Annotated in this window: 25 protein-coding genes; 12 read left to right on the top strand and 13 right to left on the bottom strand. The window is 69.5% G+C overall.

Going from position 1 to position 23,032, the window contains the following annotated elements; translation table 11 throughout:
- Window positions 1-10: 10 nt before the first annotated feature.
- The gene (locus FOH10_RS01380; protein WP_143983794.1) at window positions 11-820 is read left to right on the top strand and encodes a dienelactone hydrolase family protein; all 810 of its coding nucleotides are present in this window, start codon (window positions 11-13) and stop codon (window positions 818-820) included.
- Here FOH10_RS01380 and FOH10_RS01375 read toward each other — a convergent pair.
- A complete protein-coding gene (locus tag FOH10_RS01375) occupies window positions 810-1,415 on the bottom strand; it encodes an isochorismatase family protein (protein WP_143979311.1) in 606 nt (201 codons plus the stop codon). The genes FOH10_RS01380 and FOH10_RS01375 overlap by 11 nt on opposite strands.
- Before the next feature lie 125 nt (window positions 1,416-1,540).
- On the opposite strand from FOH10_RS01375, the gene FOH10_RS01370 reads away from it, so the two are divergent.
- Window positions 1,541-2,512: a GlxA family transcriptional regulator gene (locus FOH10_RS01370; protein ID WP_244961516.1), complete on the top strand. Its 972-nt coding sequence runs from the start codon at window positions 1,541-1,543 to the stop codon at window positions 2,510-2,512.
- Here FOH10_RS01370 and FOH10_RS01365 read toward each other — a convergent pair.
- Entirely contained in the window at window positions 2,509-4,407 is a 1,899-nt protein-coding gene (locus FOH10_RS01365) for a CocE/NonD family hydrolase (RefSeq protein ID WP_186000676.1), read from the bottom strand. The genes FOH10_RS01370 and FOH10_RS01365 overlap by 4 nt on opposite strands.
- A 180-nt stretch (window positions 4,408-4,587) precedes the next feature.
- On the opposite strand from FOH10_RS01365, the gene FOH10_RS01360 reads away from it, so the two are divergent.
- A complete protein-coding gene (locus FOH10_RS01360; protein WP_143979308.1) occupies window positions 4,588-5,253 on the top strand; it encodes an SAM-dependent methyltransferase in 666 nt (221 codons plus the stop codon).
- Between the two features lie 79 nt (window positions 5,254-5,332).
- Here FOH10_RS01360 and FOH10_RS01355 read toward each other — a convergent pair whose 3' ends face one another.
- Entirely contained in the window at window positions 5,333-6,109 is a 777-nt protein-coding gene (locus FOH10_RS01355) for a GntR family transcriptional regulator (protein ID WP_143979307.1), read from the bottom strand.
- A gap of 183 nt (window positions 6,110-6,292) precedes the next feature.
- Here FOH10_RS01355 and FOH10_RS01350 point away from each other — a divergent pair, with 183 nt between their 5' ends.
- On the top strand, window positions 6,293-7,345 hold the full coding sequence (locus tag FOH10_RS01350; protein ID WP_143979306.1) for an aminotransferase class V-fold PLP-dependent enzyme: 1,053 nt from the start codon (window positions 6,293-6,295) through the stop codon (window positions 7,343-7,345).
- A 1-nt stretch (window position 7,346) separates the two neighbouring features.
- Here the strand turns inward: FOH10_RS01350 and FOH10_RS01345 are convergent, their stop codons facing one another.
- Entirely contained in the window at window positions 7,347-7,754 is a 408-nt protein-coding gene (locus FOH10_RS01345; protein ID WP_143979305.1) for a hypothetical protein, read from the bottom strand.
- Between the two features lie 525 nt (window positions 7,755-8,279).
- Between FOH10_RS01345 and FOH10_RS35365 the strand changes: the two genes are divergently transcribed.
- The 3 genes from FOH10_RS35365 (at window position 8,280) to FOH10_RS01335 (ending at window position 11,369) form a co-directional block, all read left to right on the top strand.
- Window positions 8,280-8,471 (top strand): hypothetical protein, encoded by a 192-nt coding sequence (locus tag FOH10_RS35365; protein ID WP_244962168.1) that lies wholly within the window; start codon window positions 8,280-8,282, stop codon window positions 8,469-8,471.
- The gene (locus tag FOH10_RS01340) at window positions 8,438-9,790 is read left to right on the top strand and encodes a protein kinase domain-containing protein (protein WP_244962027.1); all 1,353 of its coding nucleotides are present in this window, start codon (window positions 8,438-8,440) and stop codon (window positions 9,788-9,790) included. The genes FOH10_RS35365 and FOH10_RS01340 overlap by 34 nt, the downstream gene beginning before the upstream one ends.
- Window positions 9,791-10,019: 229 nt before the next feature.
- The gene (locus tag FOH10_RS01335) at window positions 10,020-11,369 is read left to right on the top strand and encodes a hypothetical protein (RefSeq protein WP_143979304.1); all 1,350 of its coding nucleotides are present in this window, start codon (window positions 10,020-10,022) and stop codon (window positions 11,367-11,369) included.
- Window positions 11,370-11,457: 88 nt separating this feature from the next.
- On the opposite strand, the gene FOH10_RS35360 is transcribed toward FOH10_RS01335, so the two are convergent.
- Window positions 11,458-12,246 carry a C40 family peptidase gene (locus FOH10_RS35360; protein WP_244961514.1) on the bottom strand — a complete coding sequence of 263 codons (789 nt, stop codon included), beginning with the start codon at window positions 12,244-12,246 and terminating at the stop codon, window positions 11,458-11,460.
- Window positions 12,247-12,644: 398 nt separating this feature from the next.
- Here FOH10_RS35360 and FOH10_RS01325 point away from each other — a divergent pair, with 398 nt between their 5' ends.
- Window positions 12,645-13,448: a hypothetical protein gene (locus tag FOH10_RS01325; protein ID WP_143979303.1), complete on the top strand. Its 804-nt coding sequence runs from the start codon at window positions 12,645-12,647 to the stop codon at window positions 13,446-13,448.
- 30 nt (window positions 13,449-13,478) lie between these two features.
- Here FOH10_RS01325 and sepX read toward each other — a convergent pair whose 3' ends face one another.
- The 4 genes from sepX to FOH10_RS01305 form a co-directional block, all read right to left on the bottom strand.
- On the bottom strand, window positions 13,479-14,711 hold the full coding sequence (sepX, locus tag FOH10_RS01320) for a divisome protein SepX/GlpR (protein WP_143979302.1): 1,233 nt from the start codon (window positions 14,709-14,711) through the stop codon (window positions 13,479-13,481).
- Between the two features lie 165 nt (window positions 14,712-14,876).
- The gene (locus tag FOH10_RS01315) at window positions 14,877-15,527 is read right to left on the bottom strand and encodes a GNAT family N-acetyltransferase (RefSeq protein WP_143979301.1); all 651 of its coding nucleotides are present in this window, start codon (window positions 15,525-15,527) and stop codon (window positions 14,877-14,879) included.
- Window positions 15,528-15,536: 9 nt separating this feature from the next.
- Window positions 15,537-16,796, bottom strand: coding sequence for a molybdotransferase-like divisome protein Glp (glp, locus tag FOH10_RS01310; RefSeq protein ID WP_029931178.1), 1,260 nt, complete (start codon window positions 16,794-16,796; stop codon window positions 15,537-15,539).
- 43 nt (window positions 16,797-16,839) lie between these two features.
- Window positions 16,840-17,784: a UTP--glucose-1-phosphate uridylyltransferase gene (locus FOH10_RS01305; RefSeq protein WP_143979300.1), complete on the bottom strand. Its 945-nt coding sequence runs from the start codon at window positions 17,782-17,784 to the stop codon at window positions 16,840-16,842.
- A gap of 297 nt (window positions 17,785-18,081) precedes the next feature.
- Between FOH10_RS01305 and FOH10_RS01300 the strand changes: the two genes are divergently transcribed.
- The 4 genes from FOH10_RS01300 (at window position 18,082) to mscL (ending at window position 20,409) form a co-directional block, all read left to right on the top strand.
- Window positions 18,082-18,669 carry a 5-formyltetrahydrofolate cyclo-ligase gene (locus tag FOH10_RS01300; protein ID WP_143979299.1) on the top strand — a complete coding sequence of 196 codons (588 nt, stop codon included), beginning with the start codon at window positions 18,082-18,084 and terminating at the stop codon, window positions 18,667-18,669.
- 88 nt (window positions 18,670-18,757) lie between these two features.
- Window positions 18,758-19,066, top strand: a complete 309-nt coding sequence (locus FOH10_RS01295; RefSeq protein WP_143979298.1) for an FmdB family zinc ribbon protein — start codon at window positions 18,758-18,760, stop codon at window positions 19,064-19,066.
- Between the two features lie 113 nt (window positions 19,067-19,179).
- Complete coding sequence (locus tag FOH10_RS01290; protein ID WP_143979297.1) at window positions 19,180-19,872, top strand: SAF domain-containing protein; 693 nt, start codon at window positions 19,180-19,182, stop codon at window positions 19,870-19,872.
- Between the two features lie 132 nt (window positions 19,873-20,004).
- A complete protein-coding gene (gene mscL, locus FOH10_RS01285) occupies window positions 20,005-20,409 on the top strand; it encodes a large conductance mechanosensitive channel protein MscL (protein ID WP_143979296.1) in 405 nt (134 codons plus the stop codon).
- A gap of 94 nt (window positions 20,410-20,503) precedes the next feature.
- On the opposite strand, the gene FOH10_RS01280 is transcribed toward mscL, so the two are convergent.
- The 4 genes from FOH10_RS01280 to FOH10_RS01265 form a co-directional block, all read right to left on the bottom strand.
- The gene (locus tag FOH10_RS01280; protein WP_143979295.1) at window positions 20,504-21,169 is read right to left on the bottom strand and encodes an MspA family porin; all 666 of its coding nucleotides are present in this window, start codon (window positions 21,167-21,169) and stop codon (window positions 20,504-20,506) included.
- Between the two features lie 64 nt (window positions 21,170-21,233).
- Window positions 21,234-21,914: an MspA family porin gene (locus tag FOH10_RS01275; protein ID WP_143979294.1), complete on the bottom strand. Its 681-nt coding sequence runs from the start codon at window positions 21,912-21,914 to the stop codon at window positions 21,234-21,236.
- 433 nt (window positions 21,915-22,347) lie between these two features.
- Complete coding sequence (locus FOH10_RS01270) at window positions 22,348-22,539, bottom strand: hypothetical protein (RefSeq protein ID WP_029931170.1); 192 nt, start codon at window positions 22,537-22,539, stop codon at window positions 22,348-22,350.
- On the bottom strand, window positions 22,529-23,029 hold the full coding sequence (locus FOH10_RS01265; RefSeq protein ID WP_178070443.1) for a MogA/MoaB family molybdenum cofactor biosynthesis protein: 501 nt from the start codon (window positions 23,027-23,029) through the stop codon (window positions 22,529-22,531). Before FOH10_RS01265 ends, FOH10_RS01270 begins: the two co-directional genes overlap by 11 nt.
- Window positions 23,030-23,032: the final 3 nt, after the last annotated feature.

Below are 23,032 nucleotides of genomic sequence, written 5' to 3'. Positions count from 1 at the left end.
GCACATCGTGATGAGACATTCCTCGGATGATCCGCTCGACGACTTCACACGCCGGGAGATCACCCTCGAAGACACCACCCGTACGGTCCGGGTGAGCGGCACCGGCCCCGCGGTGATCGTGATGGCGGAGATGCCGGGCATCAGTCCGGACGTGGCCCGCTTCGCACGGTGGGTGCGCGCCGCCGGGCTCACCGTCTACCTGCCCTCGCTGTTCGGTCGCGACGGCGCGTATCCACACGCCGACGAAGGGGCCGAGGTTTTCCGGAAGGTCTGTGTCAGTGCGGAATTCCGCGCGTTCGGCGCGGGAAGGTCCAGCGCGGTCACCGGATGGCTGCGCGCGCTGGCCCGCCTCGCCCACGAGGAATGCGGCGGACCGGGCGTCGGCGCGCTGGGCATGTGCTTCACCGGCAATTTCGCACTCACCATGATGCTGGAGCCCGCGACGCTCGCGCCGGTCCTGTGCCAGCCCTCGCTCCCCCTCGACGATCCCGGCGGACTGGAGATCTCCCCCGACGAGTTGTCCACCATCCGACAGCGCCTGGACCGCGACGACCTCACCGTGCGCGCCTACCGCTTCGCGGGTGACCGCTTCTGCACCGGCCAGCGCTTCGCCGCCTACGCCGCGGCACTCGGCCCCCGCTTCGAACCCCGCGTCCTCCCCGACTCGGCGGCGAATCCGGCCCCACCGCCCTTCTTCGCCCAGCATGTCGCCAGCCCGCACAGCGTCGTCACCGCCCACCTCGTCGACGCCGAGGGCGAGCCCACCACGCGGGCGCGCGACGAGATCATCTCCTTCCTCACCGAGCGACTCACGGGGTGAGCGCGTCGACCGACGGCACGACCACGCCGAACAGGTCGCCGATGGCGGTGAGGGCGGCGGTCTGTAGATCAGCCGCGGACACCGTGGTGCCGTCCGGACCCGACAGCGGCCGGGTGGCGGTCGCGTCGGCGACGACGGTGGGTCGGTAGCCGCGGTAGCAGGCCCCCTCCGCGGTGAACTGCACGCACATATGGGTCATGAATCCGGCGAGCACCAACTCCGTTCCGGAGCCGAGCCGGTGCAGCGCATCCGCGAGTTCGGTGTCATGAAATCCGTTCGGCACCCGCTTGACCACCACCGACTCCCCCGGCAGCGGCGCTACGGCGGGGTGGATCGCGCCGATGTCCGCGCGAATGTCGTACGGGCCGCCGGGCCCGCCGTCGTTGACGATGTGCACGATCGGGCGGCCCAGCTCCCGGGCCGCCGCCAGCAGCCGCGCCGCCGCGGCCAGGGCCGCTTCGGCGTCCGGGAGCGCCATGACGCCGGTGGTGTAGGTGTTCTGGAAGTCGATCATCACCAGCGTGGCCTCGGCGAGCCGGGGCGGCTGCGAGTCGAGGCCGCTGACGGTGCGCAGAGTCGGTGCGGCACTGGTCATCTCGGTGTGTCCCTTCGGTGGGTGAACTTTGACGGAGTTCACGATCGCGCATCCCGAACGCACTCGACAGTGGCTTACGTGCCTACAATCGACGGAATCGGGCCATCGATAGCGGAAGGGTCGCCGTGGATGTGATCGCGGTCGTGGCGTTCGACGGGATCAATCCGTTCCACCTGTCGGTGCCGTGTCTGGTGTTCGGGGCCGAGCAGCCGTCGTCGGAACTGCCGCCGGTCGAGGTCCGGGTGTGCACGCCCGACGCGGCTCCGATCGTGACGACCGCCGGATTCACGGTGTCGACCGGTTTCGGCCTGGAGGAGATCGCGGACGCCGCGATGGTGATCGTGCCGAGCTGGCCCGATCCGGAGTTGGCCGCGCCGACCGAGATACTCACGGCGATTCGGACGGCACACGACCGTGGCGCCCGGGTGGTCGGGCTGTGTCTGGGGGCGTTCGTGGTGGCGGACACCGGATTGCTGAACGGTCGCCCCGCCGCCACACACTGGAAGTGGGCCGAGGTGTTCGCACGGCGATTTCCGCAGGTGCTGCTGGATCGGGAATCGCTGTATGTCGACGACGGGGATATCGTCACCTCGGCGGGCACCACGGCCGCCATCGACACCTGCCTGCATCTGCTGCGCGGCCAGCACGGCGCCGAACTCGCCAATCGGGTGGCGCGACGGCTGGTCATGCCGCCGCATCGGGCGGGCGGACAGGCGCAGTTCATCGAACACCCGTTGCCGCCAACGGATTCGGAACATCCGCTGGCGGCCACGCTGCACTGGACGATCGAGCATCTGAACGAGGATCTGACCGTCGACCGGTTGGCCGCGCATGCCGCCATGAGTCGCCGCACCTTCACCCGGCACTTCCGAAAGACCATGGGCACCGGCGCCGGTGACTGGATCGCCACCCAGCGCGTCGCCCTGGCGCAGCGGTTGCTCGAGACCACCGACCTCACCGTCGAACGCATTGCCGAGCGGTGCGGGTTCGGCAGCGCGGTGACCATGCGCGAACAGTTCGCGCGCACGCTCGGCACCACACCCTCGGCGTATCGCGGCGCCTTCCGGGGGCCGGAGCCGGTCTCCGGGCGGCGCTAGTCCGGGGACACCGCCAGGTAGGTGAGGTAGCTGGGATGGTCGGGGTCGAGAACTATGGTCTGGCCGTTGATCTTTCGTTTCACCGTGGGCGGCAGGAAGTGCCGGGGGACGCTGGTGGGTGCCACGGCGACGCGCAGGCGATGACCGGCGCGCAGGACCGCCTCGGTGGCGTTGATCTCGATATCCATGTCGAAGGGCTCCCCCGGCACCACCGGCAGCACCGAATCCGCGCGCAGCGTGTGATGCGGGAACACCAGTTCCCCGTTCACGTAGCGGCTGCGCTGCTCGTCGATCGCGCGCAGTGAGGACAGCAGTGCGCCCCGGGTGAGCACGGCCGAGGTGCCGTCGGGCTCCACATCGGTGACGGTGACCGACCAGAAGGCGTCCGTCCCATGGGCTTCCACTCGCAGATGCACCGTGAGCGGACCGGACAGCACCAGATCGGAATCCAGCGGTTCGGTGGTGAAGGTGACGGCGGTGGCCTCCGCGCGACGGTCGTCGGTGCCGAAGCGGCGCCCGAACAGGGTGGCCAGGCCCAGGGACATGAGCGCGGTATTGCCGGAGGCCAGGCTGCCGCGGGCGGTGGGCAGCGGCAACCGGGTGATCTCTTCGGGCGGAAGGAAATCCAGTGAGGCATCGGTGTCGGCGTGGTCGGCGGCGCCGCTCGGCCGCGCCGTGAGGTACAGCCGCCGCACCTCGGCGGCGGGATCGGGGAACCGGGTCCGCGACACCCATCCGCCGCCGCCCTGCCGCCGCACGGTCACCGGCCCGTACCCGTCGATGCCGTTGTCGATTCCCTTGAGCCACTTGTCGAACCACGCGCACTGCAGTTCGTCCAGGGCGGGCGGGTTGCCGTCCGCGCCGAATCCGCTGCCGACGCTGATGTGGTAGCCGTCGTCGACGAGCACCTGCTTGGCACCGTCGGTCAGCGCGAGCCGGTCGAACATGTGGAAGTTGGAGCGGTTGTAGACGTCGTGCCAGGCGCCGTGGATCCAGGTGGCCGCCGTGATGTCCTCGAAACAGGGCAGCCGGGCCGCCCACCGGTCGTTGAGGAAGCCGTCGGGATGACCGTCGCCGGTGGCGATGCGGGCGGCCAAGCCCAAACCGCTCGCCGGATAGCGGAACCGATCCCGCAGGTACGGCCGCAGCACCTGGTTGCGGACCATGCCGCGCGGGGAGGGCACGAACTTCCCGGCGTTCACCGCCGCCAGCCACACCGCCATGCCCGGCGTCGGCACACCGCCGGTGAGCCCCAGCTCCCGCACCGGGTCCTCACCGGCGACGATGGCGAAGACGGCGTCGAGCCCCTCCGGCCGCTGCCCCGCCGCGATCAGGGCGGCGATGCCGCCGTAGGAGATGCCCGTGATCGCGAGATGTCCATCGCACCAGGGCTGTTCCCGAATCCACCGCAGCACCTCGACGTAGTCCTGATGTTCGCGCGGACTGAAGAAGTCCCACGTGCCGGTGGAGGAACCGGTACCGCGCACATCGACCACCAGATCGGCGTATCCGCGCGACACCAGCGTGCGATTGGACGCCCACACGTCCACCGCGCCCCCGGCCGGGGTGTGCAGCAGGTCGCGGCCGCGGAAGCGACGCCGATCCGACGGCCGCACCGCGTTTCCCGCACGCCGCGCCACCCGCCCGAACCGCCCGGCGACCCGATTGCCCATCCGGTTGTACGGCGTGAAGTTCACGACCACCGGGAACGCATCGGGCACCACCTCGGTGCGCCGGTAGGCGGGTCGGGTCAGATCGGCGCACAACACCGCGCCGTCCGACATGGGGATCGTGACCGTGGTGTCCACGTGCACGGTGGGATACCGCTCCGGGCCGATGTCGAACCGGGTGTCGGGCGGTAGGGGTACGGGAGCCGGGGTGATGGGCGCGGCCATGGAGCATCCTCTCGACATCGTTGTCTGGGCCACTATGGCCCGATCGCCGATGAATCAACGGTAATGTCGAGCGAATGCGCCTGTCTACTGGTTGATTCATCCGTCTCAGACGATTACGGTCCGTTATGTGTTCCGTAACGGGTTGACCTCAACCCAGGTTGAGGGGGGAGGCTCGACCGTATGAACCCGTCAGTCGAAACCTGGAATGCCGTCTACGACAACGACACCGCGCCCTGGGTGATCGGAGAACCACAGCCCGCCATCGTGGCCCTCGAGCGCGCGGGCTGGATCCGCGGGCGGGTCCTCGACCCCGGCAGCGGGGCCGGTGAGCACACCATCCTGCTCACCCGCCTGGGCTACGACGTGCGCGGGGTGGACCTGTCCCCCAGCGCGGTGGAGTACGCGCGGCGCAATGCCGCGGCACAGGGCGTGCCGCAGGCGCGCTTCGACGTGGCCGACGCGCTGCGCTTGGCCGAATCCGAGGCACTCGCCGTGAACGGGCGACCACCCGCCTTCGACACCATCGTCGACAGCGCGCTGTTCCACATCTTCGGCGAGGAGCCGGAGTTGCGCGCCGAGTACGTGCGCAGCCTGCACTCGGTGTGCGAACCCGGTGGGCGGCTGCACATCCTGGCGCTGTCGAATCGCGAGCCCGGCATCGGCCCCCGCATCGGCGACGACATCATCCGCGAATCGTTCACCGACGGTTGGGAACTGGAGGAGCTGAGCCCGTCCCGCTATCTCGGCCGGGTCACCGAACCGGTGGCGGAAGAGGCACAGGGACTCCAGGTACGGGACGGTCGGGTGAACGTGGCCGCCTGGCTGGCCCGCCTGCGCCGCTTGTGACACGCCGCCGCGGTCCGGAGAAGTCCCGCGGCACACCGTGAGTGCGGTCGGCGCGGCTGCCCGGCGCGGCCCCGGACACTCAGGCGGTGCGCGCCGACCGCCGCGCCTCCGGCTCACCCGATGCCCCGACCAGCTCGGCGAAGCGGGCGACCACCTTGGCGTGGTACATCTCGAACAGGTCCTCGAACAGTGCGAGCTGCGCCGCGCTCGGCCCGCCGTCGGACTCCCACACCGCCAGCAGCGCCCGCCACACCAGGACGTGCAGGTCGGGTCCGGCGGCGTAGTACGCGGCGACCGCCTCGGGTACGTCCAGCACCGTCTCGCCGATGGAATTCAGCACCGCCCGGCGCATACCGTGGTCGAGCACGGTGAGCAGCCGTCGCACCAGATCCAGTTCCAGGGCCAGCATGGCGCGATGATCCGGCTCGGGGGTGCGGGCCAGGGTTTCCAACTCGTCCACGGCGGCCGTCAGCTCGCCCGGATGGAGTCGCTCCGCGCCGTCGGTGTAGGCCACGAGGGCGTCGAGGACGATGCCGCGTTCCTCGGCCACGATGTCGCGGAACATCTCCGCGGCGACCTCGGGCGTGCCCAGCGACAATTGGAAGACCCGACGGTAGACCTCCGCGCCCCCGTCCGCGCGCACATCCCGAATCACGAAGCCCTTGCCCCGATACGCCTGCGCGAACCCGTAGGACTCCAGCCTGCCGAGCACCAGCTGCGCGGTGGCCCGGTTCATCTCGAACTCCTCCGCGACCTGCCGCACCGAGGGCATGAGGTCACCCGCTTCGTAGTCCCCCGCGACGACGCGACGAGCCAGCTCGTCCGCGACATCGGCGACCACCGTCTGGGCTCCCATCGCATCGTCCTTCCTGCCGATTCAACGTCTGAGACAGTCTAGCGCCCCGGGAGCAACTCACCGCCACATCCGGGCGTGGGGCTGCGCACAACCCAGCGTGCCGGGCTATACAACCGGCAATTCGGGCCAGATTCGCCGTGCTGGCTCTTGTCGCCGCCGCCCGGCCGCTCGCACGATGAGGGGATGTCAGCCGAATCCGCCCTGCTGCCGTCCTCGGTCCGGGAAGCCTTCGCACCCGCCGTCACCTACCTGAACGCCGCCAGCTACGGCCTGATGCCGATCACCGCGGTGGACGCGGCCGGAGCCGCCGAACGGGAACGCATGCGCGGCGAATTCGACATTCCCGCCGTCGACGCCGTGGCCGCCTCCTGCCGGGCGTCGTTCGCGCGACTCACCGGAATGCGGGCCGATCAGGTGGCCCTCGGATCGCAGGTGTCGCAACTGGTGGGCCTGGTGGCCGCGAGCCTGCCCGCGGGCGCGCACGTGCTCGTGCCCGAGGGGGAGTTCACCTCGGTGCTGTGGCCGTTCCTGGCCCGGCCCGAGCTGCATGTGCGCACCGCCGCACTGGCCGATCTCCCGGAAGCCGTTCGCCCGGAGGACGATCTGGTGGCCGCCGCGGCGGTGCAGTCCGCCGACGGCGCGGTGCTCGATCTGCCCGCCACCGTCGCCGCCGCCCGAACCCACGGGGCGCGAACGCTGTTCGATCTGAGCCAGGCCGCGGGCTGGTACCCGGTGCACGACACCGGGGCCGACTGGGTGGTCAGCGTCGGATACAAGTGGCTGCTCGGTGCGAAGGGCACCGCCTACCTCGCGGGCACCGGCGAGGCACTGAACACGCTGCGCCCCTTGGCCGCCGGTTGGTACTCGGGCTTCGATCCGTGGCAGACCTGTTACGACGGCCCGCTGCGGCAGGCCGAGGACGCCCGCCGCTTCGACGTCTCCCCCGTCTGGCCCGCGGTGCTGGCGCAGCGTCCGGCTTTCGATCTCATCGAGGCCGTCGGCATCGAGGCCATCCACCGCCACGATGTCGCACTGGCGAACCGGCTGCGCGCGGGTCTGGGCCTGCCCGAGGGCGATTCGGCGGTGGTCTCGCTCGCCGTCACCTCGGACACGCTGGAGCGGCTGCGGGCGGCCAAGGTGGTGGGCTCGCTGCGCGCCGGACGGCTGCGACTGGCCTGCCACCTGTACAACACCGAGGACGATGTCGACCGCGCCCTGAACGTGTTGCACGGCTAGCTCACGGCGTCAGCTCCACGCCGCGCAGCCGCAGATCGGCGGCGATCCACTCCACCCCGGCCTCGGTCGCCTCCAGGGTGTCCGGCCCGATCCAGCGAGCCAACCCCCACAGCGTCAGCGCGGCCGCGACCGGACGCCACTCGGCGACGATCTGCGCCGGGGCCGCCTTGTGCCGGGGCGTGCCGCCGGCGTTCACGCTCGACCCGCACACCAGCCGGTAGAGCAGACCGCGCAACCGGTGCGCCGGTTCGCGTTCCCGTGCGCCCGCGGGCTCCCCCGAGAGCGCCGCGGCGGAACCCCGCTGCGCCCTGGCCACGTGGTGGACCTCCTCCGGCGTCAGGAAGCGCCGCGACGTCAATTCCGCCACCCCCGACAGTTCGCGCTCCTGCCACACCCCGTTCGCCTTCACGACGCCACCGTATGCGAGCACCGCCACCCTCGACACGACCCCAACACCGTGGGCATCAGACCCCTGGCGGGGATGCTCGCATAGGCCGCTTTCCGGTGCGCACCGCGGCGCACTCGCTACCTGAGCGTTCCGCGCCCGCCGCGCCCCACGGTGCGGCCTCGCACGGCACCCCCGGCCGTCGATTTCCGGCCGCCGATCGGGAACAACCCCACTCACCAGCGATTTCAGCTCCGACCACCAGCCCCCTCGCAGCGAGTTCGGCGAGGGTGCCGGAGCGCACATCGTCGCGGACGCGTGGCTCCTGCCGCCGGGACGTTCCGAAAGCTGCCGTGGCGAACGGCAATTCGGGCAGTGCGCCTACGACGTAGCGTCCGGGCATTGCCGCGAGGCCGGGCGGCCGATACCGATCGGCAGGCGCACCTGCCCGCCGACGGGATCCTCCACCCACGAGGGCGACGGCTGCGGGCCTCGGGATCGCCGCTGGGGCACTGTGGGATTCGCGGCGAGTGTGGTTGGGTTGTCGGGGTGGAGGGAACTGTCTTCGGGCGCTATCGCCTCCTCGGACTGCTCGGCGAGGGCGGAATGGGGCAGGTCCATCGCGCCTACGACACCGAGACCGATCGTGTGGTGGCGCTCAAGGTGCTGCCGCCCGACTTCGCCGACGATCCCGTGTACCGGGAGCGATTCGCCGGGAGGCGCAGGCGGCCGCCAAACTGACCGAGCCGCACATCATTCCGATCCACGCCTACGGCGAGATCGACGGTCGGCTCTTCCTCGACATGCGGCTCGTCGAGGGCATCGACATGTCCACCCGGCTGGCCACCGACGGCCCCATGTCCCCGACCGCGGCGGTGTCCTATGTCGGCCAGATCGCCGCGGCACTGGATGCCGCGCACCGGGCCGGACTGCTGCACCGGGATGTGAAGCCCTCCAATGTGCTCACCACCGCGGACGGTTTCGCGTACCTCATCGACTTCGGGATCGCACGCGGCGGCGACGACAGCAGCCTGACCACCACGGGTGCGGCGGTCGGCACCTTCGCGTACATGGCTCCCGAGCGGCTCGCGCACGACGAGTGCGACGGCCGGGCCGACGTGTACTCGCTGGCCTGCGTGCTCTACGAATGCCTCGCCGGGGCGAAGCCGTTTCCCGGGGACAGTGTGGAACGGCAGATCGCCGCGCACCTGTCGAAACCGCCGCCGCGTCCTTCGCTGGCGGACGCGCGGATTCCGGCGACCTTCGACGAGGTGATCGCGCACGGAATGGCGAAGGACCCGGCGCAGCGCTATCCGTCCGCGGGCGCGCTGGCCGCGGCCGCGCGGCAGGCGCTGACGGGCGGCGTGACCGAGGCGGGCGGCGAGACGTCCAGAACGGCCGCCACGCAACTCAATACAACGCCCGCGCCCGCGCCCACCCCGCCGTATTCGCATCCGGTGTGGACCCGCACCAGGGCGACACCGGGCACGTCGACCCGCCGGACCGTGCTGGCCGTGAGCACCGGGGTCGCCCTGCTGCTCGTGGCGGCGGTGGTGGTCGGCCTGCTCGTGGACCGCGACTCGTCCTCGGCGGGGCCGACCGGCAGCGCGAGTCCCGGACCGCCGCCGCTGGCGACGACCACGGTCGCGGCGACAACCGGTGCGACGACACCGTCCCTGACGCCGACCGCGCCCGCACTGGGCCCGTGGCGGGCCGACACGACCACCGAGGTCGCCACTCCGGAGTCGAGCGCTGTCGGGCTGGCGAACTACGTCCGCGACCATTACGCCCTGCTGCCGTCCGACACCGCCGCCGCGTGGGCCCGCCTGACACCGCGCTATCAGGACTTCGTCGGTGGCTACGCCGCATACCAAGACTTCTGGGGCACAGTCGGTTCCGTCACGGTTTCGGAGGTAAGTCCGAATCCGGCGGATCTGACGGTCACCTACCGGCTCTCACTCCGCTACGCCGACGGTCGGACCGGAACCGAAACCCGGCGGGCTCAGTTGGTGCGGGCGGATGACGCGTACCGGATCGACAGCGCGGAGCTCGTACCCTGACACGCGCGATCCGAAACCTTTATGTCCGTTTCATTGCAGGTCATCCGACCGAACCTAACGGTGCGTAATCGAGCGATTGTTGGGCGTGTCGCGCGCGGCACGCCGAGACGGACTGGACTGAGGGCAAATCCCCAGTTTCGTCTGAGCGAGCCATCGACTATTAATGGCATGTGCGATTGCCACTCGTGAACACCTGTCCAGGGTCGGATCGTCTGCTGCGGGAGGAGATATGACGATCGAGTTTCCGTTCGAGGACGATGTCACGCAGCTAGCCAATCGCGTCGAGAAGGCGCGGGGACGGCTGGCGTATCAGTTCGATCCTGCCCTGACCGAAGCGCTGTCCGAAGACGAGCTGGCTGCCGAACGGGAGCTGGCCGAACGGATTCGCATCCAGGACCGCGAACAGCGATGGAAGCAGGTCCAGGCCACCGCGGCGGCGGCCGACCGCGCCAGGGCGACCGGCGAGGAGATCGAGAAGGCCGATATGCGAGATCTGCTGATGGCGCGCAAGGCCATCGCCGCGCAGCGACGCGAATCCAGCCCGCATGCGAAACTGGCCTCGCTCTACAAGCACCGTGCGTGGTCCCTGCGCGCCCTGGCCGGCGTGGTCGGCGCGGGCATGCTGTGGTCCGCGGTCAACGTGCAGCAGAACATCGCGCCCGGCGGCCCCGGCAATCCGCTGTTCTGGTTCAGCTACCTGCTCGAAGGCATGATCAGCGTCTGTCTGATCATCATCATGATCGGCACCAACAAGGTGGCCGAATGGGGTGTGCTGGAGAACCGCCGCCAGGTGCACATCGCCGAATTCGCCCTGCTCTCACTGACCGTCGGCCTCAACACCTACCCGTACGTGGCCGCCGGGGACTGGTACGAGACCGCGGTGCACGCCGTCGCGCCGGTCATGATCGGCGTCGCGCTGCTCATCCACAATGCCGTCAGCGCGCGCTACGGCCAAGCCATCGGCCATGCCACCGAACAGATTCGGGGCCTGCCCGATCCGGCCGAGCAGATCCGGCAGAAGTTACAGGTGCGCAGGCTCTCCACCATGGCGGACTACAAGATGACCGCGCCGCACCAGGCCGTCGAGAAGGCACCCGAGCGCGCCGAGACCAAGGAGGGCAGCCCGAAAGATCCGGTGCTGGACGCGGAAACGGTCCCCGCCGAGGATGCCGAAGCCGCGGGCAAGGGCCGCACTCCGGCCCTCGAGGCCGCCCCGGCCGACCGCAAGGGCACCCCGGCGACCACGAAGAACGGTGCCGCACCCAAGCGCAACGGCACCGCGTCGGCCACCGCCGCCACGAACACCATCCCGGCCCCCGCGGCGCCGGAGAAGCGCACCACGGCGGCCGAGACCACCCGCGCGTCGGCCGCTGCGGCCGCCGAGCTGGACGCCATCTGGGCCGAGACCATCAGCTCGCCGGTGATCGCGGGCAAGAACAAGGACGACAAGGACGGCTCCGACGCGAGCGATATCTACGACACGGGTCAGTTCCGCGTCGCGGACGACCTCGAGCGTGAACTCGCCGAAATGCAGGCCGAGCGCCGTCGCGCCCGCACCACCAAGCAGCGCCGGAACTGAACCGGCTGCTCCTGAGCGCAATCGCTGACGTCCCGGTCGGATGCATCCGACCGGGACGTCGGCGTTCCGGCCATCGGATGTCGATCGGTCAGTACCGGCGAGCGCCGGTGATCGGCATATCGCCGAGTTCGGTCTCGGTGACGCCGACGCCGTAGGTGGAGGCGTGGATGATCCGGCCGTCACCCGCGTACAGCGCCGAATGCCCGCCGCCGTAGAACGACACCAGATCGCCGGGCTGGAGCTCGTCCACGCCGACCGGGGTGCCGACGGCCAACTGGCCCTGACTGGTACGCGGCAGATCCACTCCCGCCTCACGGTAGGACCACTGCACCAGACCGGAGCAGTCGAAGGAGTCCGGCCCCGTACCGCCCATGCGATAGGCGGTGCCCAATTTGGAGCGGGCGGCCTCGACGGCCCGCTCCCCCGTGGTCGGACGGTCCGGAACCGCCACGGGGGCCGGATTGTCGGTGACGCCGGGGATGCCGACCAGTGGGGGCACGCCCTCGGGCACGGGGAACGTGCCGAGACCCGCGACGGTGACGCTACGGGAAGCCGCCGGGGCGGCGGCTGGTTGCGGCGCTGGCGGCGCCATGGCCGCCGGGGCGGCGTCGGGGACGGTGAGCACGCCCGGCGCGGTATCGAACGTCGATGCGCCCGGCGCGGGTCCGGGGCCGAAGCCGAAGCTGCCCGCGATGTCGTTCGGAATCTCGATGACGCCGAAGCCGGGCACCGCCACCGGCTCGGCCTTCGCCGAACCAGCGGAGTAGAGCAGAGCCACGGCGAGGCCCGCGGCGCCGAGCGCCCCGACCACCAGTGGCCGCCAAGAAATGTGCCGCGCGAAGAAACGAAACCGTTGTCTGTCTCCGCCTGTTTCCATGATGCAGTCCTCCGATCGAGCTGTGAGCTACTCGGTTGACACTCATCACATCCACACTTCGACATTGCATGGTTCGCTTGTTCACAGGGTTATGCACAGTCCGACACGCGAGTTTCGATAACGAACGACTAACGTAACGCACCACAATGCGGCGCATCACTGTGTCCAATTGGACACAGTGGACCGGGCGGCAGGCACGAGAATCCGGTCGTCACGGCGATTTTCGGCGCCCAATCCGGAGGCATCGCACGCATGCGTGCGAGACTTTTCCGGCATCCGCCGACGCTCCTCATCCTTGGAGGATTGTTCATGATCAAACCCCCTGGAACTGCGGCAATCCCCCGGGCACGCGATGAGTTCGGCGCACGCGACGGTCTTCTGGGCGAGGTTTCGGCCTGATGCGGAAATCCTCGTCCGACAGTTCCGAATACCCGCCGTCGCGCAATATCGGATGGCAGCGATCGGAATTCGAGGACGGCATTGCGGAGGGCAGCCCGATAGCCATTCGGCTGGGCACGGTACCGCCGCCACAGGAGGCCGCGCCCACCGTGCTGGAATTACCCACGCTCACGGCGGGTGAGGGACCGCTGAGCGAATGCGAGCACGCGCAGCTGGCCGTCTGTGAATCGTCGATCGACACGCTGCGCCAGGCATTCTGGTCGGCCGGGCGGGCATTGCAGATCGTCCGCGACGGCCGCCTCTACCGCAATGGGTACGCGACCTTCGACGACTATGTGGAGCAGCGCTGGGATATGCGGCGCTCCTACGCCCACAAGCTGATTCGCGCCTGGCCGCTGGCCGCGCGCCTGCACCGGCACGCGCCCGCCATCAACGAGGGCCAGATTCGCGAACTGCTGCCGGTGGCGGCCGAGCACGGCGACGACGCGGCCGTGACGGTCTACACCACCCTCGCCGCCGAGAACGTCAAGATCACCGCCGCCACTCTCCGCGAGGCGGTAGCGCTGCTGCCACCGCGCTTCGACGAAGCCGATGTGGTCGAACGACTGCGCGCCTGGCAGCGCGGCGACCACCCCGAATCAACGACCGCCCGCCGCGCCGGGCCCTTCGCCGCGATGGAGGCGCGCCTCGCCACCCTCACCCGCCGCGCGGTCCGCGAGTCCAGCGGCGACCCCGCCGCCGCCCGCGAATTCGCCGCCGCACTGCGGGCTCTGGCCGAACGAATCGAGCAGCAGATCGGCTGACAATGCACCACGCGGCAGGGAGAGCGGGGTCTACTCGCCCACCGCGCGGCGCATGCGGGCGCCCGCGGCGCGCTCGCGGGTTTCACGGGCGGTTGCGGCGTCGAACATCTCCAGATGCTCGAACATCGGATCCTCGTCGTCGGGTTCCAGGAGTGTGGCGCGGCGCAGTCGGGTGCGCGCGCTCTCCCGGTCGGGTGAACGGTGATCGACGACGCGGCGTGGAGACTCCTCCTCGTCGTCGTCCGCGTCCCCGCGGTGGCGGTTGCGAGCCAAACGGGCGGCGCGGCGGCGGCGGATATCCTCCTCGATCCGCACCTGCTTGCGCAGGTAGGCCAGATAACCCACCAGGACGGCCGCGGACAGCGCGCACAGCCCCCACACCCGCGACGACACCAGCAGCCCGCCCGCGGCGAAAAGCACCACACTGCAAGCCAGTCCGAGCACGGCCCGCTGACGGAAGCGATAACGGGCGGCGCGGGCGATGGCATCGGCCTCCGGGTCGTAGCCGCCGCGACCCCGCCGCGAGGGGATGAAATCCCGCTCGTCGTACTCGGATTCGTCCTCGTCGTACGGTTCCGGCGTGGGAGCGGCGGGAATCCGGGCCATGACGGCCGAGGCCCGCGCGGCGGCCGGACCGGGTTCGTCGTCCGCCGCGAGGCCGGAATCGTCCGCGCCGGAAGCGGATCCGGCGACGTAGTCGGGGGCGGATTCGGCGACGTAGTCGGGGGCGGATTCGGCGTCGTAGTCGGAGTGGGGGTCGTCGAGCATATCCGCCTCGTAGGCGGCATCCCGCTCGTCATCGTCGACATCGTCCGCGTCGACCGGGGCTTCGTCGAGGTTCACGGGGCCGTCGGCATCGAACTCGTCGGCCGCCTCCACCCGATCCTCGTCCGAGTCGACGAATTCGTCGTCGAGGTCCGCGCCGGACTCCGCGTTCGGCGCGGCAACCGTATCGACTTCGCGGTCGGCCTCGAAATCGTCGTCGCCGGTGGCGGTCTCGTCGTCCGATCTCGTCATCCGATCCTCCGCATCATCGGTGTGGGGATGCTCAACTCTCCGGGTGGGTACATAGTCGGGGTCGGTGTCGTGGCCGGCGGCGGGCCGTTTCCTGATGAGTCGCTTGGCGTCACCACGATGCAACACCCGGGTCGCCAGGGCCGCGTCGGTGGTCTGCCGAATGCGCGGATGCCGTCCGGCGAGCATGGGGAACAGCACGAATACCCAGAGCACCACCAGACCGATCCACAAGATCGAATTCGGCATCGTGCTCCACCTCCGTCCCGCCAGGCCCCAGTCCCTTCGACAGCAGTCCCTTCGACATGCGCCGCATGGTGGTACAGGCGCACCACCGACGTCCGTAGGCTAATTCGGCAACATAGGAATTCCCGGCAGGCGCGCCGTCCACACCCGCCACACTAGTCACAGGAGTTAACCCGGGGTTGCCCGTCCGGTACGAATGAGGCGATTCACCACCGTGCCCGACACCTCCTCGACCGTCATGCCGACGAGCAGATGGTCGCGCCACGCGCCGTCCACGTCCAGATAGCGCTGCAGCAGCCCTTCCTCCCGGAACCCCACATTGCGCAATACCGCCTGGCTGGCCAGGTTCTCCGGGCGCACGGTGGCCTCCACGCGGTGCAGCCCGACCTCACCGAAGCAGTGGTCCAGGCCCAGCGCCAGGGCGGCCGTGGCCACGCCCCGACCGCCCACGTCCTTGGACACCCAGTAGCCGATCCAGGCCGAGCGCAACGCGCCGCGCACGATATTGCCGACCGTCAGCTGACCGCTGAACTGGCCCTCGACCTCGATCACGAGCGGGATCATCGCGCCGCGCCGCGCCTCGGCCTTCAGACTCGACCACAGCGCCGGCCAGTTCGAGGCGTGATTGCGCGCCTCCCAGGAGCCGCGCCCGGTCGGCTCCCACGGCTCCAGGTGTTCTCGATCACGCAGCCGAATCCGGCTCCAGGCGCTCGCATCCCGCAAACGGATGGGGCGCAGGGTCACGCGCCCGGCCGCCACCCGCACCGGACCCAGATGAGCGGGCCACCCGGGATGCTGACCAGCCCGGAAGACATTCATGTCCACCCGTCACCCACGCTGCGCGAGAAAGGCGACCCGCACCTCGTCACCGGTGCGCACCTCGGTGACCTCCGGATCGATCACGATGAGCGAATTGGCCTCCGCGAGCGTGGCCAGCAGGTGCGAGGACGCGCCGTTGGGGCCGCCCAGGGGCTGCACCAGATATTCGCCGGTCTGCTCGTCGCGCATGAGTTGGGCGCGCAGATAACCGCGCCGCCCGGGAATGGAGGAGATCGGCAGGATGGTGCGCGCCTTCACGATGCGACGCATGGGATGGCGGCGGCCAAGCGCGATGCGGATCAGCGGGCGCACCATCACCTCGAAGACCACCAGCGCGCCGACGGGATTCGAGGGCAGCAGGAAGGTGGGCACCTCATCGCGCCCCAAACGCCCGAACCCCTGCACCGAGCCCGGATGCATGCCGACGCGGGTGATCTCCAGTTCGCCCAGGCCCTCGAGCGCCTCCCGGATCTGCTCCGAGGCCCAACCGCCGACCGCGCCCGCGATCACCACGACCTCGGAACGCACCAGTTGCCCCTCGACCACATCGCGCAGCCGCTTGGCGTCGCCGCTCACGATGCCGACCCGGTTCACATCGGCTCCGGCGTCGCGGGCGGCGGCGGCCAGGGCGTAGGAGTTCACGTCGTAGACCTGACCGGGCCCGGGGGTGCGGTCGATGTCGACCAGTTCCCCACCCACCGACAGCACCGACAGCCGGGGGCGCGGATGCACCAGCACCTTGTCGCGGCCGACCGCCGCCAGCAGGCCCACCTGCGCCGGACCGATGATGGTGCCCGCGCGCACGGCGAGATCACCGGGCTGCACATCGTCGCCGATGCGGCGCACGTAGTCGCCGGTGCGCACCGGCTCGTAGACCTTCACCCGCGCCCGGCCGCCGTCGGTGAAGTCCAGCGGCAGCACCGCGTCGGCGAGCGTGGGCAGCGGGGCGCCGGTGTCGACGCGCACGGTCTGCCTGGGCTGCAGGCGAATCGGCTGCCGCGATCCGGCCGCCACCTCCCCCACCACCGGCAGGGACAGATCGATGGGATGGCCGTCCTCGTCCCGGATATCGGCGCCCGCACCCGAGACGTCGACGCTGCGCACGGCGTAGCCGTCGATGGCCGCCTGGTCGAAGCCCGGCAGCGGGCGCTCGGTCACCACGTCCTCGGCGCACAGCAGTCCCTGAGCCTCGGAGATCGCCACCCGTACCGGGCGCGGCGCGACGGCCGCCGCGGTCACCTTGATCTGCTGATCCTCAACCGAGCGCATTCAGCCCTTCCTCGTTCCAACCCGACCCAACCGGTCACGCGGATCATTCGTACGAGGTCGGCTGCGGATCCCAATCCGGACGCAGGCGCTGTTCCAGCCACTCGCGTAGGGCGGGGCCGTATTCCTCGCGTTGCAAAGCGAAATCGACCGCAGCACGAAGATAGCCGCCCGGGTTGCCGAGATCGTGGCGCGACCCACGATGCACCACCACGTGTACCGGGTGGTCCTCGGCGATCAGCAGTGCGATGGCGTCGGTGAGTTGCAGTTCACCGCCCGCACCGGGCTCGATGCGGCGCAGGGCGTCGAAGATGGCGCGGTCGAGCAGGTAGCGGCCCGCCGCCGCGTAGGTCGAGGGGGCGTCCTCCAGTTTGGGCTTCTCCACCATGCCCTTGACCTTCAGCACATTCGGATTGCCGCCCGCCACCGGATCGACGTCGAAGACGCCGTAGGAGCTCACCTGGTCCTTGGGCACGTCGATGGCGCACAGCACCGAGCCGCCGAAGGTGTCGCGCACCCGATTCATCACGGCCAGCACGCCGCTGGGCAGCACCAGATCGTCGGGCAGCAGCACGGCGACGGCCGTCTCGTCGTCGTCGAGCACCGACTCCGCCTGCGCGACCGCATGTCCCAGCCCGAGCGGCTCCTCCTGCACGACGGAGGTGACGTCGAGCAGGGCCGGGGCCTTGCGCACCTTTTCCAGCAGCGCGAACTTACCGCGCTCGGCGAGCGTGCCCTCGAGGACCAGATCCTCGACGAAATGCGCGACCACCCCGTCCTTGCCGGGCGAGGTCACGATGACCAGTCGGCTCGCACCGGAGTCGGCGGCCTCGGTGGCGACCAACTCGATACCGGGGGTGTCGACCACCGGTAGCAGTTCCTTGGGCACGGTCTTGGTCGCGGGCAGGAACCTGGTGCCGAGTCCGGCCGCGGGCACCACCGCGGTGCGGAAGCACGACCCGTTCCCGGACTGTCCGGCATCTGCTGTCATGAACACACCCTATCCATCCGTCACCTGGGCCGAAGACGCGTTCGACAGCGCTCCGACATGCCGGAGAGCCTATGCGGCGAAACCGTGACGAGCGCGTCGAACGTCACTGCTCACACGGGGATAAGCTGCCCGTTCGGAGGGGTGCCGAAACCGTCCACAGCGCCCCGCTATCGCGCGGCAACAGCGATATTCGCAGCTGGCGGCGGAAGTCTCAGGTCGAAAATCGGACACTGCGACACCTATCACACCGCCGTACCGGCGTCGGGGGACGGCGACGGCAACACCTAGGGTGAGGCCGTGACGACCGGCGAATGGGACAAGCAGGCATGGCGGGCCGAGATACTGGCACGCCGTGCCGCCGTCTCCGCCGAGCAGCACGCGACCGAGGCCGCGGCCTTGGCGGCCGGAGTGACGGCACTGCGTGCCAGCGGCTGGGTGTGCGCCTACGTCCCGGTCGGCACCGAGCCCGGCTCGCTGGCCCTGCTCGACGCGCTGCGCGCCGGTGGCGCGCGGGTGCTGCTCCCGGTCACCGGCCCACCCGGCCCGCTCACCTGGGCCGAATACCTCGGCGGCGACCACCTCCGCTGCGCCCGCTACGGCCTGCTGGAACCGGACGGCCCGCCCATCCCCGACGCCCTGGGCCTGGCCGAGCTGATCCTGATTCCCGCCCTGGCCGTGGACCGCCGCGGCGTCCGCCTGGGCCGCGGCGCCGGCTACTACGACCGCACCCTGCACGCCGCCCACCCCACCGCCCGCCTCATCGCCGTGGTCCGCGACGACGAACTGGTGGACCACCTCCCGGAAGAACCCCACGACCACCGCATTGGCTGGGCCCTGACCCCCCACCACGGCCTCCGACAACTGGCAGCCGACACCAACGACTGACCCCGCCCCCGGAACAAGTGGTCGATTACCTGCGTTGGCACTATCGGCTGTAGAGTGCTAAGTCGACAAAGACCGTGGAGGTTACCCGATGCCTACCTACTCGTACGCCTGCACCGAGTGCGACAACAAGTTCGACATCGTGCAGTCCTTCTCCGATGACGCATTGACCGTCTGCCCCGCGTGCGACGGCAAGCTGCGCAAGCTGTTCAACTCGGTGGGCATCGTGTTCAAGGGCAGTGGCTTCTACCGCACCGACAGCCGCAACGGGTCGACCTCGAGCGAACCGGCCAAGGCGGCGGCGTCCTCCGACAGCGGCTCCGCGGCCAGCGGTTCGACCTCCACCGCGTCGACGGCTTCCTCCAGCTCCAGCACCGGCTCCAGCACCTCCGCGGCCTGACGGACCCGGGCCGAAACAGGCTCTGTCCACACCGCTTTCGTTATCCACAGCCGACCCCTGCGGCAACCGTCCGCGGGGTCGGCTGGACCGTGTGCGGCCCTAGGCTCCGGGCCATGAACCGATTGCGCTCCGCGCTCGCCGAACTGCCACGACCACCGTGGTCGGACGGCGTCGTCCCGCGCCGCCTGGTGGCGGTGGGCCTGCTGGCGACGGCGGCCGTGCTGGCACTGCGCGGCGATCCGGACGACCGGCGCACCGATGTGGTGGTCGCCGCCCGGGAACTACCGCCCGGACATACGCTCGGCCCGTCGGACGTCCGCACCGTCGGCCGCGAAACCGCCGGGCTGCCGGAGGGTTTCGCGGGTGATCCCGCCGCGGTGCTGGGCGCGACGCTGACGGGCGCGGTGCGCGCGGGTGAGATCCTCACCGATGTCCGCGTCGTCGGCCCCCGGTTGGCCGCCGCTGCGGCCGGTACCTCCGACGCGCGCATCGTCCCCATCCGCCTGGCGGACGACGCGGTCGCGTCCGTACTGCGCGCCGGTGACCGCGTGGACGTGGTGGCGGCTCCGGCCGAGGCGGCTCCGGCCGAAGCGGCATGGGAGGAGCGATCGCGGCGGACGGCCGGAGCCGACGCCACGCGACCGGTCCGCGTGCTGGCGACCGATGCCGCGGTGATCCTGGTGTCCGGGGCCGACGAGCCACGCGATGCCGGTGACCGGGTGGTGTTGGTGGCGCTCGACGCCCGGCATGCCGCCGCGGTCGCCGCCGCCTCGCTACAAACCGCCCTCACGGTGGTGTTCCACTGACCGGCACCGTCGGTCGATTACCATCCCGGTAACCCCTGATGAAACACCAGTGCACGGCTCCACCGGACGCACCGTCCGGCGCTCGTATCCGACCCGCCCCGGCGCGGCGATCAAGCAGAGGGAGTTTCGGCCATGCTCAAGGGATTCAAGGATTTCCTGCTGCGCGGCAATGTCGTGGACCTGGCGGTCGCCGTGGTCATGGGCACCGCATTCGTCGCCATTGTCACCGCCTTCAGCAATGGCATCATCAACCCATTGTTGGCCGTATTCGGCGAGAGTGACGAACTCGGGCTGGGATTCCAACTCGTGGCCGACAAACCGGCGACCTTCATCGCCATCGGCCCCATCATCACGGCCGCGCTCAACTTCGTCATCATCGCATCCCTGCTCTACTTCATCGTGGTGGTTCCGGCGAACAAGGCCAAAAAGCGCTGGGGCACAGCCGAAGCCACGGCAACCGAGCTCGAATTGCTCGCCGAGATTCGCGATCTGCTCGCCGCGGGACCCGAACGCAGCGGCGGCAAACACGAATCCTGAACGGCAGCCCACCACCCGGTGAACAAGTGGCGCTGAACAAAGAAATGGGCCCGGTGCGAAAACGCACCGGGCCCATTCTCGGATCAGGCGTCGATCAGCCGAGGCTGAACGGCTGGCCCCACAGGGTGACCGTGCTCATGACGTTGTCCGTCTCGACCTTGACGGTCACGAAGGCACGCGCCTGCGCGTAACCAGCGCAGCCACCGAGGCCGATGGTGGTGTCGGCCCAGGTCACCGAACCGCTGGTGCCCTTGAACTTGTTGTTGGTGCTGTGATCCTCGTTGCCGTAGTCGTCCGGCTTCTCGATGTCGAGGACGTAGAAGCGCGCCGCCTGGCCGGGGCCGAGCGACAGGCTGCCACCGGTGGAGGCACCGAGGGAGGCGCTGCCGCCCTCTTCCAGCGGAACGCTGCCTTCGATACCGCCCTCGACGCCGCCGCCGCCGATGTTCACCTGGCAGCCGACCACGTAGCCGGGGTAGATCTTGCCGGTGCTGGCACCGGACAGCTCGACCTGAGCCGAACCGGAGACCCAGGCGTTGCGGTGCAGCGGGGTCGAACCCATGGACGGGCTGATCAGCGCGGACTCACCGACCAGGCGGACGGTCACCACGGTGCCGTCGGACAGGGTCTTGGTGATTTCGCCGCCCGGCAGCGGCACGAAGGTGTCGGCGTTCGCGGCGCCGGTGGAGAACAGGCCCAGGGCGACGGCGGCAGTGGCACCCACACCGGCCAGCCGAGCCACGGTCTTACGGATGTTCATATTGTTTTCCCTCAAGGGTTTGAATTCGCTTGCGCGAGAAGTGATTTGGCGAGACCGGGACGCGTCAGCCAATGCTGAACGGCATACCGTAGAGGGTGGTCTTCGAGTAGTGGTCGCCGATGATCTCGACCACGGTGTAGGACCGGGCCTGCGCGTAACCCGCGCAGCCCTGGATCTGCATCTCGGCATCCATGTACTCGACCGAGTAGACACCCGGCTTCAGGATGTCCTTGCCCTCGACCTCGACCCACTTGACCTGGCCGGGGCCCAGCTCCAGGCCCATGGACACGCCGCCACCGAGATCACTCAGGTTGATGCTCGCCGACACGCCAGCGGACACGGCCTCGTCACCGATGCTGACCTGGCAGCCGATGATGTAGCCGGTGCTGATCCGCGAAGCGCCGTGGGTGGACGAGTTGTTGGAGCCGTCACGACCCGACGGGCCGTTCCAGGGGCCCGGCTCACCCTCGGGGGTGCTACGGACATCGGCGGTGGCATTGCCACTCACCCACACGGTGCGCCCGGCACCGTTGGCCGCCAGCGACGGCGACACGATCGCCTGCTCGCCCGTACGCGTGATGGTGACCTCGCCACCCGGGCTCGTCTTCTGGCCGTCCGGCAACGGCACGAAGGTATCCGCGTGGGCAGCACCGGTCGACATAAGGCCGATGGCAACGGCCGCAGCCGCGCCAGCGCCCGCGATCCGGGCACCACGACGCAGACCGTTGGTGCGGTTCTCGCTCATACTTCCCCTCATCAGGTTTCTAGCGGTCAGCCTCGACACCCGAGGCTGAAATGGGGTCCTCTCAGGCCCAGCTCAGTTTGTCGCCTTTTTGTTGCCACTGTGTAACTAATGACAAATTTTGTGCTCCAAGCGAGTTCAGCCACAGGAACCCGGGCCAGGTTCCTGGTGCAGTGGGCGCGGCAACGCCACACTCCGAGACTGGAGAACCCACGGGTTGTACAGCCCGAAGTGGGACATTAAACACTCAGGCAATGACTGAGCAATGTAAGAGTTGGTAAACACCGTGTGATCTGGATCACAGTGACCATGATTCTCATATCACTTGATTTGCATAAGTGCGGTGAGCAGGGAAGTCGTAGAAACAACGAAAAGGCTCGACGCTAAGCGTCGAGCCTTTGCCGGCGACAGCCGGCGCAGATCACACGGATCAATTTCAACCGTGATGCGGCGGCACCTGCGACCGCAACCAGTCGTCGGACGCACCCGAGTTCGGCTCCGGCGTCCGTTCGTCCCGGGTGGTAGCTGGCAGGGTGTCGCCGAAGACCCGCGCGAGTCGAGCCGCCTCGGCCACGGAGAGCTTCTTGCGCCGTGGCGGCTCGGAATCGCGATCGGCGTCAGAGTTCATCCGCGAGCCCGGACAGCTGCTCGATCACCCGGATCGCCAGCGGGCCGAGGGTGGCCATACCGTCGCGGACGGCGGCGCGGGTGCCGGGCAGGTTGACCACCAGGGTGCTGCCCGAGACGCCCGCCAGACCGCGGGACAGGCCCGCGTCCACCGAACCGGCGGACAGTCCGGAGGCACGCAGTGCCTCGCTGATCCCCGGCAGTTCCCGGTCCAGCACCTCGGCGGTGGCCTCGGGAGTGCAGTCGCGCGGGGACATGCCGGTGCCGCCCACCGAGATGACCAGATCCACGCCGCCGATCACCGCGGTGTTGAGCGCATTGCGGATCTCGACCTCGTCGGCCTGCACCGACACCGAGGCGTCCACCAGGAAGCCCGCTTCGGTGAGTAGCTCGGTGACCAGCGGACCCAGCGAGTCCACCCCGCCATGGGCGGTTCGGTCGTCGACGACCACGACAAGAGCACGGCCCGCCACAGCGGCATCGATTTCCATGGT

This window comes from Nocardia otitidiscaviarum (assembly GCF_007362295.1).
GTDB lineage: Bacteria > Actinomycetota > Actinomycetes > Mycobacteriales > Mycobacteriaceae > Nocardia > Nocardia otitidiscaviarum.
This window is presented reverse-complemented; position numbering and strand designations above follow the sequence as displayed.